General features: G+C 68.6%; 7 protein-coding genes. 3 read left to right on the forward strand and 4 right to left on the reverse strand.

Going from position 1 to position 13,029, the window contains the following annotated elements:
* The first annotated feature begins 10 nt into the window (after positions 1-10).
* Positions 11-1,537: a hypothetical protein gene (locus tag WME89_RS41985; RefSeq protein WP_438005200.1), complete on the forward strand. Its 1,527-nt coding sequence runs from the start codon at positions 11-13 to the stop codon at positions 1,535-1,537.
* A gap of 43 nt (positions 1,538-1,580) precedes the next feature.
* On the opposite strand, the gene WME89_RS41990 is transcribed toward WME89_RS41985, so the two are convergent.
* From WME89_RS41990 to WME89_RS42000, 3 genes are all read right to left on the reverse strand, one after another.
* Positions 1,581-2,678 (reverse strand): hypothetical protein, encoded by a 1,098-nt coding sequence (locus tag WME89_RS41990; RefSeq protein WP_438005201.1) that lies wholly within the window; start codon positions 2,676-2,678, stop codon positions 1,581-1,583.
* Between the two features lie 103 nt (positions 2,679-2,781).
* Entirely contained in the window at positions 2,782-3,504 is a 723-nt protein-coding gene (locus tag WME89_RS41995; RefSeq protein WP_438005202.1) for a hypothetical protein, read from the reverse strand.
* Positions 3,501-4,067, reverse strand: a complete 567-nt coding sequence (locus WME89_RS42000) for a hypothetical protein (protein ID WP_438005203.1) — start codon at positions 4,065-4,067, stop codon at positions 3,501-3,503. The genes WME89_RS41995 and WME89_RS42000 overlap by 4 nt, the downstream gene beginning before the upstream one ends.
* 470 nt (positions 4,068-4,537) lie before the next feature.
* On the opposite strand from WME89_RS42000, the gene WME89_RS42005 reads away from it, so the two are divergent.
* Positions 4,538-5,992, forward strand: a complete 1,455-nt coding sequence (locus WME89_RS42005; protein ID WP_438005204.1) for a sensor histidine kinase — start codon at positions 4,538-4,540, stop codon at positions 5,990-5,992.
* A gap of 1,107 nt (positions 5,993-7,099) precedes the next feature.
* Positions 7,100-8,878, forward strand: coding sequence for a serine protease (locus WME89_RS42010; protein WP_438005205.1), 1,779 nt, complete (start codon positions 7,100-7,102; stop codon positions 8,876-8,878).
* 97 nt (positions 8,879-8,975) lie between these two features.
* On the opposite strand, the gene WME89_RS42015 is transcribed toward WME89_RS42010, so the two are convergent.
* Positions 8,976-12,863 carry a protein kinase domain-containing protein gene (locus WME89_RS42015; RefSeq protein ID WP_438005206.1) on the reverse strand — a complete coding sequence of 1,296 codons (3,888 nt, stop codon included), beginning with the start codon at positions 12,861-12,863 and terminating at the stop codon, positions 8,976-8,978.
* Positions 12,864-13,029: the final 166 nt, after the last annotated feature.

The raw sequence follows: 13,029 nt of genomic DNA on the forward strand, positions 1-13,029 counted from the left end.
GGAGACGTCCATGAGAAAGAGCACCGCTGCTACCTTCATCCTTCTGTTGTCGCCGTGGGCAACCGGCTGCGGAACCGCTCCCGGCGTGAACGACCCTGGCGTGACGCCTTGTGAAGGCACCTCGTGCGAGGACGAGCCGCCTCCGGAGTCGGTCTGCCTCGAGCACGTCGCCGCCGATATCCTCGACGACGGCTGCGGCGTGTTCCTCGCCGGAAACTACGGTTTTGGCGACGACAGGAACCCCGGCACGAAGGCGAAGCCGGTGTACACCGTCGCGCGCGCCATCGAGCTCGCGCGCGCTGGACGAGGGCGCGTGTTCCTCTGCAACGAGGGATTCATCGTGGAGGAGATCAGGGTGCCCTCCGGCGTGGATCTCCTCGGGGGCTTCCACTGCCGGAAATGGGTGCGCGACTCCCTGCCCCCGCGGACCCTGTTCAATCACGATCGGGTCTTCGGCCCCATGGTGATCGTCGAGCCCGCGGGCCCCGAGGACAGCGGGGCCGCCGACGGGGTGTCGACGCTCGCCGATCTCTACGTCCGCTCGGCGGGCGCGGTCGGCGTGCTCGTTCAGTCGAGCACGGCAGTGGAGATCCTGCGGAGCGAGATCTCCGCCCGCCAAGGAGGTGGAGGCGGTGCTGGCGAGAAGTGGCCGACCAGGCAACCGGACGGACCGGATGGCAATTTCGGTGGGGACGCGTGCTTGGCGGCCGTCGTCGCCGGCGGGCCCGCGACCGTGAACCAGTGCGAGAGCGGGCTCACGAGCGTTGGCGGCAAGGGAGGGGACGGGCTGCCCGACAGCGCCGAGGATGGAGGCGACGGGGAGCCCGCCTACGCTTCGCCCTCGCGCGGCGGTCTCGGGGAGCGGGACAACCGCAGTTGCTCCGCGGGATTCACTGGGGGCCCGGGGGCTCCGGGGACGCAGGGCACGCCCGGCAAGGGCATCGGGCGCCTCACCGAGACAGGGTGGGAGGGCGACACGGGCGGCGAGGGGACCTGGGGCACGCCGGGCCAGGGCGGCGGCGGCGGCGGCGGTCATCGGGGCGGGCTCGCCGTGTGCGGCGTGGCCTCGAAGGGTGGTCCAGGAGGAGGCTCGGGAGGGGCCGGCGGTTGCGGAGGCCGAGGAGGCCGCGGGGGAGAGAACGGACGGCCGTCCGTCGGCGTCCTCGCGCTTCACGCCCGGGTGACCGTGCGCGACACCAAGATCACGGCGGACTTTGGCGGCAGGGGCGGCGACGGCGGGGAACCCCAGGACGGCGGCCGAGGCGGCCGAGGCGCACCGGGCGGAACGCTGGGGGATGAACTCGCCGCCTGCTTCGGCGGCCGGGGCGGCCAAGGAGGGCCCGGCGGCTACGGCGGCCCGGGGCGCGGCGGCGACTCGATCGGCGTCGCCTACCTCGACGAGGACCAGCTCACGCTCGAGGGCGTCACCATCGAGACCGGACAGCCGGGCAAGGGCGGCACCAGCTGGAACCACGATGGCAGCGTGACGGTGGGGGAGATCGGCGAGGCCCACGAGACGCTTCGCTTTCCCGAATAGCCCCAGGCACATCACGGGAGCACGTCGCGGATCTCGGCGACGACTACGAGGAGGCTTTGGGGTCCGAGTCCACGAGCCAAGTCGCCAGGAAGCTGGAGGCCCACGCGACCATGGAGGCTGGCGGCTCGCCTTCACCATCCCACGCAGCGACCAGCGCTTCGAGCTCGCGCATGGCAGCTTCGAGCTCGCGCTTGGAAGCGATGCCGCGTGCAGTCTTCGGCGGATCCATGAGCACCCGAATTTCTGCAAGCACTCTCAATACTTCTTCTTTGCGCAGGACCCCATCTGTTGTCACCCCCCCGAAGAAGGCCCCCTGCGCCTCTGGCATCAGGCTCCACAAGATGTTGTAGAGCGCCGCCAATACGTTGAGGACCGCGACGAACCGGCCTGTCAGGTTGCTCGCATCGACCTCTACGCCAGGGGTCCGGACTTCAGACGGCGAAGGGGGCACCCATTCATGACCGGCCGTAAACAGGCAATCGTAGAGTCTCGCCTCCCCGAGAGGCCGTGGGGTCACCGCCGCGTCCGGCACGAGCACGATGCCGATCTCAGGCGGCATGCGTTCACAACCGAATGTCGCTTCAATGTCGCGGGCGATCCACTCTACGTACGGCAGCTCGTCGGCTGACAGTTCGAAGTCGATGTACGACTCGTCAAACCTAACACTCTTCAGCATTTCATCATCGGAATTTGACACGAGCTCCGGATCGCGCGGACTTCGAGGATTGAAGAAATTGATGCCGCCAAAGACAACCCTAAATTTCTCTGGCTGCTTCACAAACTCGACCAAGCGATAGCCATAGACGATATAATAAGGAACGATAAAGCTTATTTTAAACCACAGCGTTCGGCCGTTGGCTGTGTCTGGTAGAGAGAACGAAAAGGAGTAGGAGGCGTCCAAGGACCCCGTAGGCAGGTGGAACGAATCGTTCATGACAGTGCCATCAGGGAATTGTTCTTCAATCCGACGCAGCAAGGCAGGCCAACGTTCGTCCGTAGCCGCGCGGCGCCGCGCGGCCACGAGACGGACGTACTCCTCGGTTTCCTTGTAGCGCTGAATGTCGGCTTGCTCGATGATATCAATGCCACGTGGGTAATATCTGTAGACGACGTCCAGCAGCTCTCTAAGACTGTGCTTCATAGCCGTACCGCCTCCGCCTTGAGTTCGGGCGTGAACGCCCTCCTCCTCCGTCCCGTCCCTGCCTCCATCCGACCTCGGGGGTGTCCAGGGAAGCGGGGGAGGATCAATTCATAAGCCTGGCACCGAGGCCCTTGTAATCTTCAGCCTTCTCGAACCGCCGGCGCATCTCATCCTTGAATTTCTCGCAGAATATACCAGGCGGCAGTTCGGTAAGCCCTTCTTCGTAAAACTTTGCAGCTATCCGATTCACCAGATCTGAACTGATGAGCGCCGCTCTCTCCGTCGAGATCTCGCCCCAAGCCACAGTTCGTAATGGCATTCCGATGTGAACCATGCACGCGTCGACGCCTCGGCCATTTCGTCTGAACACTAGCCCCGGCTTCGCCTCCTGCCAACCGCCTGCTACGGTCCCATCGTAGGCTACGATCGTAACAAACTGAAAAATCGACGGCTCGAACACCGAAATGTTGCACCCCATTTGCGGAGCGCCGCTCTGCTGACAGGGATCCGGCGGGCTCGTCGGGCTAGCTGTCGGCGTCTCCGAGCTATCACTCGGGCTTTCCTCTTCGTCTTCGTCCTCGTCCTCCGTTTTGTTGCACTGGATCTTCTCCTTCTTGCCATCCTGCGGGCCTTCCGGCGGTGCAGCCCCGAAGTCCCCCGATGCGCTGGCGCTGAAGACGGGAACGGGCCGCCCGACTGGTCCACCTGCACCCTCACCCTTCTCCCACTCCTCGCGGGGATAACAGTCTCCTACCGTCCAGTTGCACGCCGATAGCACCCAGACGGCGATAGCCACAATCAGCAACAGATTTTTTCTTGTGTTCATTTTACACTCCATCGAAGCACGGGACCGGCGACAACAAGCACCGACACGTAACCTGGAAGCACAAGGCTGCTCCCACCAACCCAGTCCACATTGGCGCTCACCGACACGCCGAGCGGTCCTGCAACGTACGCGCTGGTTTGCGCATGCGCGCCTGCTGCCATCCCGGCAACGCGCCCACACAAGGCGCTTCCGCAGGCTGGCATGAAGTAGATCGCGATGGACGGACCCGCGCTAAAATCGCCATGATCCCAGCCATATCCGAGGGCGGCGGCGGTGCTGTTGTAAACACCGGCCCCACCTATCCGGATCGGGGGCACGACGCTGAACAGATCGTGAACATGAAATAGAATGTTGCTCGTAATGCGCCAGGAGATCCCCGCATGCGGGCTCACCGCGAGGCGCGTCGCGGTGCCAGCCTGGATCCATCCGAGGCTAATTCCGGCGCTCAGCTCGGATGCGTCTGCCTGCGTCGAAACGACGCTGAGAACGAGAGCGAGCACTGTCGCCGATGGGATCTGCCGGCCTGTCGTCCTCATCGTCTGCTTCCCCGTCTTTCGCAACACGCGAGCAACGTGGCAACGCGGGCTATTCTTCTGATGACAAGATTCGGCGTCAAACGGAATCTAGGCGAGAACATCACCACGAACGTGGTTCGTACCGTCCAGAGCGTGCGCCAGCGCGCAGCTGCCTGCGTGGATCGCACGAGCGCGAACCTCCTGGCACCGGCTGTCTGTCCGGGCCGCGTTGGGCGGACGGCATGTTCGGTGGGGACGCATGCTCGGCGGCCGTCGTCGCGGGCGGGCCTGCGGCCGTGAACCGGTGCGAGAGCGGGCTCACGACTGTTGGCGTCGAGGGAGGGGATGGCGCCGTGGCACTCGGCCGCCGCAAGTACAACTGCAGCAATGGAGGGGTTGCACTTCTATGACTCGACGCGAGCCCGGTGGGCACCCACCGATGAAGCGAGGGCGATCCCCCGCGGCTCCGACGCTCTTCGCGCGTTGCGCTCGGGCGGACGGGGTCACAGTATCCCGGCATGGAAACGCGACGGCTGAAGGCCCCGGCGAAGTCGAAATCTTTTCTTATGATCGAGCGGCTACCGTCTATCCTGCTGTCGCTGTTTGCGGCGTTCTTCGCCGCTATCGCGAGTTTCGTGATCTCGGCCGCCTACGCAGAGCACCGAGCCGCCGAGATCGACGCGGCGGCCATGAGCTTGGCGGAGAACGCCACGCCGAGCATCATGCACCTGGCAGCCGCGCGCGCCGAGCTGAGGCATACCGAGGCGCTCCTGAGCGACCTTGTCAACGACGCCGTGCTAGGCTGGCCGGTCGACCGCCACGAGTTCGATCAGGCGCGTGACAAGCTATCCCGGAGCCTCGACGCCTACCTCGGCCTGCCCGTCTATCCGGGAGAGCGCAAGCAGTGGCAGACCGTCGCGCAGGAGCTCGGCAAGCTCGGTCTGGACGCCGACCGGGTCCTTTCGCTGGTGGCGAACGGCCATCCGGACGAGGCCAACAAGCTCGTGGACGACGCGCTGAGAGCAGACTTCAATGCGACGAGCGAGGCCGTGATGGCGAGCATCGAGCTCAACGCCCGACAGGCACGTCGTATGGCGATCGAGATCGCGGCCAACCGCGTTCGCTCGCGGCGGATCGCGCTGGTGCTCAACACGGCAAGCGTGACGTTCGCGCTGCTGGCCTGTGCGGCGGCCGCCGTGCAGGTCCGGCGCCATGTGCGGCTGCTCTGGCAGCACAGCGTGCTCCTGGAGCGTAGAGCGGATGAGCTCGAGCAGTTCGCTGGCCGGGTCGCGCACGACGTGCTCAGCCCACTCGGCACGGTCGCGCTCGCGCTGGACCTCGCCCTGCGGCGGTGCGGCGAAGGAGAGCCGGCACAAAAGTCGCTCGAGCGGGGCCGGCAGGCCGTCATCCGAGTCAAGCGCATGACCGACGGGCTCCTGGAGTTCGCTCGCGCGGGCGCGAGGCCGGAGCCAGGCGCGCGCGCCGAGGTGCACCCCGTGCTCGACGACCTCATGGTCGAGCTCGCCCCTGTCGCGGTGGAGCTGGGCGCGGAGATCCGCGTCGAGCCCTTCGCCCCGTGCGCGGTGGCCGCGAGCCCCGGCGTGCTGACCAGCGTCCTCGCCAACCTGATCCGCAACGCGCTCAAGTACCTCGGCGACGCGGCGGTCTGTCGCGTCTCGATCCGGGTGCTCGATGCCAGAGATGCCGTGCGGATCGAGGTGGAGGACACGGGGCCCGGCATCGCGCCCGCCATCGAGCAGACCGTGTTCGAGCCTCACGTCCGAGCGAAAGGCGCTCGAGTGCCGGGCCTGGGTCTGGGCCTCGCGACCGTCAAACGCCTGGTCGAGGCGCACGGCGGCCGCGCGGGGCTCCGCACGGTCGTGGGCAAGGGGAGCCTCTTCTGGTTCGAGCTGCCGAAAGCGAGCACCGAGGCGGCGGACACGTCCGAGATCGACCTCAGCACCAGCGCGTGAGGTCCGGGAGACCGGGAATCCGGTTGCTCCGCGAGCAGTGCGAGGACGCGCGAGAAGGTTCCTCACGTGCGTTCCCGCGGAGCGCGTCCGTGTGCTCTTCATGGAGGTGGACCAGCGCCGTGCCGCTGCGCACCGCTCCGATCTGGCCCGCAGGTCCACCGGCACCCCGTACTGTGGACGCGCGAGCACACGTAGTGTCACTCCGCATGCTCTCCTGTAAACGTCCGGGCACACGTAGTGTCATTTCGGAGGCCCTCCTGTAAACGTCCGGGCACACGTCGTGTCATTTCGGAGGCCCTCCTGTAAACGTCCGGGCACACGTCGTGTCACTCCGACGCGTGCCGGGACGGCGCCCCGCATCGACAGGCGCCCCACGCTTCGCGACCGGCCTCGTTCCGCGCCGCTCGAATGCCTGGCGGGACGATTCCGCGGGGCCGAACCGTTGCGATCCGTCGCTTTCGTCGGGATTCCCGGAGGCGGGGCGACGGATCGCCCCCCTCTCCGAAGACATGGCCCCAGCCCCGGCCCAACTGTTCAGCCCCGAGCCTGGGGACCTCGCCGTGGAGGTGAAGCTCGTCCCCGCCGGGCCGAACCCGTCGTCCGGCGCCGGCACGTCCTACGGGACCTACGCCGCCGGCATGTCGCAGCGCCGGGCACTTCCGAGACGTAATCGACTCTCGACGAGCGAGCCGAGATCCTCCATCCTGGACCGGCGCGGCACCAGCTCGTGGCAGCAGCCCGAGAGCCGCACCAGAAGCTCGCTTCGTCGAGCCTTAACATCGACCGCGCGCGCCCCCTTCTTCCTCATTCACATCATGCAACGCGACTGGGCAGAGTACCTTGTCCCGGCACGGCGGGATATGGTTGTCGTCGAGATCAGCAAGAAATTGCCGGGCGGCCGGTGGACGCAGCCAGTGGCAGGTCATCGCAGCTTGTGGGTCGCTGATCACGCCTTACGTCGCCTGCCTACCGTCACAGGAGCGAGCTTGACGGGCCGCGCGGAACGGATATTTCATTTTGTTACGCCATAGATTCCCGAAGGACAGGGCGGGCAAGCGGGTCCCCCGTCCAGGTGAATTTGTCTTCCGTTGAAATGAAGGATAATCAATGAATGCAGCGATAGGCTTGTTGCGACACGTCGGTGGTAGGCTGATCCTCATTGGCGCCTCATGCGCTATCGCGAGCTGTGCGGATGGGGCCGAGGACGAGGACGAGGGCGATCTCATCGGCGAATCATCGGATCCGGTCATCGGAGGCACACCGGCGCCGGCCAGCTATGCGCCGTGGCAAACGCGCATCATCGCTTATAAGTCGGATGGAACTCATCTCTGCGGCGGGACGCTCCTGCCGGATCCGTTGATAGGCGGAAGCCAGAGCCGATATGTCGTGACAGCCGCGCATTGCATATATGACGATGGAATCGTCGTAAGCCCGAGCGCTCTCGACATAGTGGCAGGCGATCGCAACCGCGTCGTCACGGAGGCGACCGAACAGGTGCGTTTTGGCGCTGAGATAGTTCCCCACCCGAGCTACGATGCAGGGACCGGACGAAACGATATCGCGATCGTTCGGATGAATTCACCGGTCACGTTCGGCTCTTCGGTTCAGCCGATCGAGATGCCTGACGGGCGCTATATGTCGACGGACACGGAGACGGTGACGGCGACGATCACCGGCTGGGGAGTAACGGAGACAGGCGACATTTCGAGCGTGCTCTTGAAGGCCGACCTGCCCATCGTCGATCAGGCGACGTGTGCGCCTGCAATGGCTACGTGGGGACAAGTGTTACCAACCATGATCTGCGCCGGCTATGCGAACGGCGTAAAAGGTGGATGCTTCGGCGACAGCGGCGGGCCACTTACGGCGACGAACGAGGCCGGGCATCAGCAACTCGCTGGGATCGTTTCATGGGGCAGTGAGTTGTGCTCGACATATACTGTCTTCACGCGAGCGGTGGATTATGTACCATGGATTCGCTCGATTACCTCGACCCAGCCTTTCGCGTGCCAAGGTCAGACGCCGCCCGGGTACACGGACTGGCAGCAGGACGGTGCGGACCATATCTTCCTCGACGTCAACACGACGCAGTGCAACTTTCCGGCGGATCCAGCGCCGCCGCCAGCGTACTTCACTTCGCTCGGCGGCAGCTCGGGTCATTTCACGTCACTCGGAGCGACCTCCATCTACAGCGCGACGTCGACCGGGTTCCGCGTCAATGTCAAGAAGAGCGGTATCACGCCGGCGCAGGCGAACAGCTGGAAGTGGCACCTGAACTGGCAGGGCGCGAGCATCAACCAGAATCAAAACGAGATGTGCACTGGCCGCACGACGCCAGGCGCGACCAGCTGGGTCCAGTACAACACGCGAACGGTCCTCGTCGATGTCGATACTACCCGCTGCAACAGGACGTCGAAGCCGCGCTACTTCACGTCGCTTGGTGGCTCAGGCTACCACTGGACGACGTTTGGGACCAACAACATCTATTTGCCGACGAAGGATGGGTTTCGCGTCTACGTCGTGCAGGACGGCATCACGCCTGCCATCGCGAACCAGCGAAACTGGCATATCAACTGGGCATCGACTCCGCCAGCTGCGCAGACGAACCTCAACCAGTGTACGGGAAGCACCGCACCTGGCTCGAACTGGGTTCAATCCGCGACGGACTCTGTCTATCTTGAGGTGAACACTTCATCCTGCCAGAGGACGGTGACGCCCCTCTACTTCGCGTCGCTCAGGGGCCAGAGCTCCTTTTTCAGCGCGAACGGCGTGACGTCGATTTACAAGCCGACGCCCACGGGGTTTCGCGTGTACCTCTCGCAACCCGGACTCACGGCGGCCGACGCGGCGGCTCGCCAGTACTCCGTCGACTGGGGCGCGTATCGTTGAAATCAGACCGATGGTAGCGGCCGAGCTTGCCGTGTAACCGTACCATCACGGCTTCGCTGGGTGACCGTACCCAGCGCACACCCGCCCCCGCCGCCCCTCACCGCTCGGCGCGGTCGAGCCACGCGCGCGCGTCCTTCTCCAGCAGCGGGTCCCCGAGCCGCACCGACAGCTCGAGCAGGTCCTCGAACTCGCGCCGCGCGAGCGCGTCGTTGCGCGCGTTCTTCAGCAGCATCGCCGCCGCCCAGCGGCCCTGCAGCACGTCGTGCCAGTAGCCCTGCTCCTCCGCCCGCGCGATGAGCGCCTTCAGCCGCTCGCGCGCGTCCCCCGCCCCCTTCACGCCGTCGAGGTACGCGATGTACATCCGGTTCGAGGCGGCCACCCGGTCGTACCCGGCCTCGTCCGCCTGCTCCAGCGACTCCGCGAAGAGCGACCGCGCCCGCTCGTGATCGCCCAGCCGGACGCACGCGTACGCGAGGTTGTGCAGGTTCACCACCCCGTCGAAGCGCAGCCCGAGCGCGCGATCGAGCTCGAGCGCGCGCTCGCAGGCCCGCACCGCGGCCCGGAAATCCCCCGTGTAGAGCTCGATCATCACGAGCAGCTTCGCCCGGACCGCCTCCGCGGCCCGATCGCCCGGGTCCGACGCGGCCTCCGAGCGCGCGAGCGCCTCCATCGCGCCGGGCCGGTCGCCCGAGGTGGCCCGCGCCAGGGCGACCGACAGGAGCGCCCGCGGGTCGTCGATCGGGCCGAGGGCGTCGAGGTCGAGCGCCGCGCGCCGCGCCCGCGCGAACTGCCCCTGGAGGCACGAGACCTCCAGGTCCACCATCAGCGCCTCGCGCAGGAGGTCCGGGTGCCCGAGCGCCAGCTCGAAGACGGCGTCGAGCAGGTCGTGCGACAGCCGGAACTGGTTGGTCGCGCCGAGCGCGCGGGCGAGCTCGACGCGCGACCTCACCCGGAGCTCGAGCGGCGAGACAGCGTCGACGCGCGACAGGATGCGGTCCGACGCCGCCGCCAGCGACGGCGCCCGCCGCGCATGGCTGACCGCCTCCGAGAGGATCTCCACCCAGCGGCCGAGCTGCTCCGGCTCGCGCCGCGACACGTCCGCGAGCTCGAAGGCCCGCGTCATCGCGCCGATCGCTCCCTCGAACTGGCCGGCGCGCACGCGCAGCCGCGCCGCGCGCGCGAGGTGCCCCGCCGCGCCGTCCGCGTTGCCGAGCGCGAGCGCCTCCTCCGCCGCGCGGCCGACGTGCTGGTCGACCATCGCGAGCACCGCCGGGTCATCGCCGCCCACCCGCTCCAGCCACTCGGAGGCGAGCCAGTGCCCGAGCGCGCGGTCCGCGTCGGTCAGCATCTCGTAGGCCGCGTCGCGCACGAGCCCGTGGCGGAACGCGAACTCCGGCTCCCCGCGGAGCATCGACTCGGACCGAGGCACGATGAGCTCGCGCTTCTCGAGCGTGAGCAGCCACGACTCGAGCTGCGGCACCTGCCCGCCCCCGCCGAGCAGCGCCTCGACCCCCCCGCGCCAGAACACCTCGCCGAGCACCGCGGCCGCGCGCAGCACCCGCCGCGCCTCGGGCTCGAGCGCCGCGAGCCGCGACTGCATCATCGCGAGCACCGTCTCCGGCACCCCCCGCGGCCGCTTCTCCACCGTCGCGCGCACGAGCTCCTCGAGGAAGAACGGGTTGCCCGCCGACCTGTCGACGAGCGCCCCGAGCTCCGCCGCCGGGAGCGCGTCGCCGAGGACCTCGCGCACGATCCGCTCGCACGCGCGGCGCGACAGCTCCCCGAGCCGCATCTCCGTCGCCTCGCGCTCCTCCCAGAGATCCGGGAACGCCTCGCGCACCCCGGGGCGCGCCAGCGCCAGCACCAGGAGCGGCTGGTGCCGCAGCAGCCGCAGCGCCGCGTCGATGTACTCCACCGTGCTGCGGTCGCCCCAGTGCAGGTCCTCCAGCACGATCAGCACCGGCTGCGCCTCGCACTCGGCCCGGAGGAAGTCGAGCCACGCCCGCCGCGTCTGCTCGTCCATCACCGCGCGGTCCTGCCGGGCCGCGCGCAGCGCCGGGCTCTCCGGGAACGGCGCCCCGCAGAGCTCGCCGAGGAGCTCCGCGACCCGCTCCCGCGCGGCCTCGCCGACGTGCCGCGCCACCCGCGCCGCGAGCTTCCGCTGCCGCTGCTCGAGCGGATCGCGCGGCTCGCCCTCCGAGAGCCCCGCCGCGCGCCGCACGAGCTGCGCGATCAGCCCGAGCGGCGCCCCGCCGTGCATCGGGTCGCCGTGCGCGCGCCACACCTCGACCGGCTCGCTGCGCGCCTCGACGCGCCGGATCAGCTCGTAGCCGAGGCGCGACTTGCCCACGCCGGCCCCCGCCGTGACCAGCACCACGCGCGCGACCCCCTCGGCGGCGCACTCGTCGAGCAGGTCCTCGAGCGCCCGCAGCTCCCGCTCGCGCCCCACGCACGTCGTCGGCTTGCCGAGCACCTTGCGCCCGCCGTCCTGCGGCTCGCGCGCGCCGAGCAGCGTGGGGCCCTGGCTGCCCGCGGCGGTCTCGAAGCGATCGCCGAGGAGCGCCGCCGTCATCTGGTCGATGAGCACCGGGCGGCCCGAGGACGGGTCGTCCGAGGCGTGGCGCACGCGCGCGTCGAGCAGCGCCCCGGCCCTGTCGATGACCTGCCCGACCGCCTGCGTCCCGGCGATGACGTCCCAGCCGGTCGCGAGCGCCACCCACGCGCCCGGCAGGAGCGCGTGGATCGACAGCGCGCAGCGGGCGGCGTTGCCGGCGAGGTCGGTCGGCGAGCCCGCGCCGGCGACGACCGCGGCGACCGAGCCGTCGGCGAGCACCTCCAGGACGGCGCCGTGCGACTGCGCGGCCTGCCGCACCTCGTGGAACGGCGTGGTCGGCGGCGGGGCGGGCCGGGGCCGCACCGGCGGCGCCGGCGCGAGCAGGTCCGCGGGCAGCGCGTCCTTGCTGCCGGACACGACGGTGGCGTGGTGGCCCGACAGCATCGTGTCGTTCGCCCGCGCCGGGCCCGCCATCGCCTGCGGGCGGGCCGACGGCGGCCCGCGCTTGCCCGCGCTCATCTCGGCCGCGAGGACGACGCTGACGAGCCGCCGCTCGCTCTTCGTCAGCGCGGGCGTCGGCAGGCCGGTGCCGCTCGCCATGCTGCCCTCGACGACGCTCAGCATCCGGAGCTCGGCGGCGATCTCGCCCGCGTCCGCGGGGCGCTCCGCGGGGTTCTTCGCGAGCAGGCGCGCGACCAGCAGATCGAGCGACGGCGGGATGTTCGGGCAGAAGGTGCTCGGGCGCGGCGCGGCCTCGAAGAGCACCTTGGCGAGCACGGACAGCGGGTGCTGGGCGACGAACGGCGACCGCCCGGTGATGCACTCGAACAGCAGGCACCCGATCGAGTAGAGGTCGGCGCGCGCGTCGACGTCGAGGTCGCCGCGGACCCGCTCCGGCGCCATGTAGGCGGGCGTGCCGATGGCCGAGCCGGTCAGGGTGAGCTCGTAGGTCGCGTCCGCCTGGCGCGCGATGCCGAAGTCGATGAGCTTCGCGCGGTCGATGTCGCCGCCGGGCAGGAACACGTTGGTCGGCTTGAGGTCGCGGTGCACGATGCCGCGCGCGTGGACGGCGGCGAGCGCCTCGGCGACGCGGCCGACGAGCATCAGGCTGTGCTCGATCCCGAGCGGTCCGCGCGACAGCCTGGCGCCGAGGTCCTCGCCCTCGAGCCATTCCATGGCGAGGTAGTAGAGCCCGTCGGCGGTCACGCCGTGGTCGATGTAGCGGGCGACCGCGGGGTGCTCGAGCTCCGCGAGCAGGCGCGCCTCTCGCTGGAAGCGCACGACGTGCTCCCTGCCCTGGTTGAAGATCACCTTGAGCGCGACCGCCTGGCCGCTCTGCCGATCGAGCGCCCGCCACACAGCGCCCATCCCGCCGGAGCCCGCGAGGCGTTCCAGCTGGAAGCGGTTGGCGACGACGTGACCTGAATGCATGGCGCAAGGTTCGGGGTGCAGACCTTCGCGGGCCAGGCGACCGGCGCGCGCGGGACGGCGGGCAGCGAGCTCACCGCCCGCGTCCCTGGCGAGGATACCCATCCCGCGGCGCCGCTACGAGCCTCGAAGACGCCCCCGCGGCGCTGTCGGGCGCTTTCAGGTCGTC

The sequence above is a fragment of the Sorangium sp. So ce321 genome, assembly GCF_051530195.1.
Classification (GTDB): Bacteria; Myxococcota_A; Polyangia; order Polyangiales; family Polyangiaceae; genus Sorangium.

Excerpts from the sequence above, each read along its gene's own strand:
- WME89_RS41995 (WP_438005202.1), bottom strand. The coding sequence starts at position 3,504 with ATGAACACAAGAAAAAATCTGTTGCTGATTGTGGCTATCGCCGTCTGG.
- WME89_RS42010 (WP_438005205.1), top strand. The coding sequence starts at position 7,100 with ATGAATGCAGCGATAGGCTTGTTGCGACACGTCGGTGGTAGGCTGATC.
- WME89_RS41990 (WP_438005201.1), bottom strand. The coding sequence starts at position 2,678 with ATGAAGCACAGTCTTAGAGAGCTGCTGGACGTCGTCTACAGATATTAC.
- WME89_RS42015 (WP_438005206.1), bottom strand. The coding sequence starts at position 12,863 with ATGCATTCAGGTCACGTCGTCGCCAACCGCTTCCAGCTGGAACGCCTC.
- WME89_RS41985 (WP_438005200.1), top strand. The coding sequence starts at position 11 with ATGAGAAAGAGCACCGCTGCTACCTTCATCCTTCTGTTGTCGCCGTGG.
- WME89_RS42005 (WP_438005204.1), top strand. The coding sequence starts at position 4,538 with ATGGAAACGCGACGGCTGAAGGCCCCGGCGAAGTCGAAATCTTTTCTT.